Below are 1240 nucleotides of genomic sequence, written 5' to 3'. Positions count from 1 at the left end.
AGAAAAAATTGGCTCCCTTGGCGCCAAAGGTGATATCCCCACCTCGCACCTCAAAGCCTTTCAAAAAACCGCTCGCATCAATTTCGGGAACACCTGTGGTTAAGGTCGCATGGGGCGTATTGATAAAACCGCAACCATCACAGCTTATCCCATTGGGATTGGCTATAATCACATCGGCTGGGCTCCCAAAAACCTCTCCTGGACCATGAAGCGCACTGCGCTTGCTGCTGGTCACTTCATTTAAAATCACTTTCGCTGAACCCGTGAGGCGCAAATGCGGATTGCCCGGCATAATGCCCCCCAACTGCGATTGCCCCACTTCTTGCGCATGATTGTTCCAAATCACACCTGGATTGCCAATATTAAAATCGTTATATTTATTGTGTGATAAGCCCTTGCCATTGGGGGTGACAATATCAATGGAAGGAACCCCATTGGGCGCTGCTACTATATCTGGACGATGGGCGGCATTAGCGTTAGGATCCACAGTAATTTGTGCCTGTAACGCTGAAGGTGCTAACAAACAAGAAAAACCAAGTCCCCCAAATAAAACCTTTTTGAGCATCGTACTGGAGACTAAAACACCTAATAAAGCTGCTCTTTCTGCTCTCTTTTCATATCTCATACTTTAACTCCCCAATAAAAAATGCTTAAAGTTCCATTGTTAATGTCATAAAAAATGTTCCTGATTTTTTGTGCTTAACTGTGCTCCAAAAAATACTGGAATAACTGGCATCAAGAGAGACCATGCCTCCCGCAAGCTTGACACCTGCTGTCCAACCGGCAAGCTGATCACTCTTAATCCCATACAAGGGTTGTGCAAAAACACGCCCATAATCCAAACCAACATAAGGGCGAAGTTCACCAAAAACCTTTTTGAAGGTCGCGTGATTGCTCCACGGAATGGTGCGCAACAACAAATCATTCCGGCTAAAAAAACCGTTATTGCCAAAAAGCAAACTCTCACGCGTGCCACGAACATTGGAAGCGCCCCCCAACGAAATCTGTTCAGCACCCAATAAATTATGCGGTGAATATTGACCACTCAAAAGATTGCTCAGTATAAAGTCCAAGCCCCCTACCTTAAAAGGCGTCATGACACTAAGCGTACCGGTAAATTTGGCAAATTGTGGCTCCGCATCCCCTACTCCTGGATCGTGCTTCTTGACAGAATGAAACAAAGGGAGCCCTTGCAAATAACTCACATCAAAGGTCCATGTCCCCCCCAACATCTGGCGCG

At 46.0% G+C, this 1240-nt stretch carries 2 protein-coding genes; both read right to left on the bottom strand.

Going from position 1 to position 1240, the window contains the following annotated elements; genetic code table 11:
* On the bottom strand, positions 1 to 625 hold a 625-nt coding region (locus PVV63_RS10225; RefSeq protein WP_273791757.1), incomplete at its 3' end, for a filamentous hemagglutinin N-terminal domain-containing protein.
* A 25-nt stretch (positions 626 to 650) separates the two neighbouring features.
* Positions 651 to 1240 (bottom strand): ShlB/FhaC/HecB family hemolysin secretion/activation protein (locus tag PVV63_RS10220; RefSeq protein WP_273791756.1); only part of this gene is annotated, 590 nt, incomplete at its 5' end.

It is taken from the genome of Bartonella sp. CM31XJBT (assembly GCF_028618555.1).
Taxonomy (GTDB): Bacteria; Pseudomonadota; Alphaproteobacteria; order Rhizobiales; family Rhizobiaceae; genus Bartonella.
Note: the sequence above shows the minus strand (reverse complement) of the source record. Positions and strands in the feature narration are given on the sequence as shown.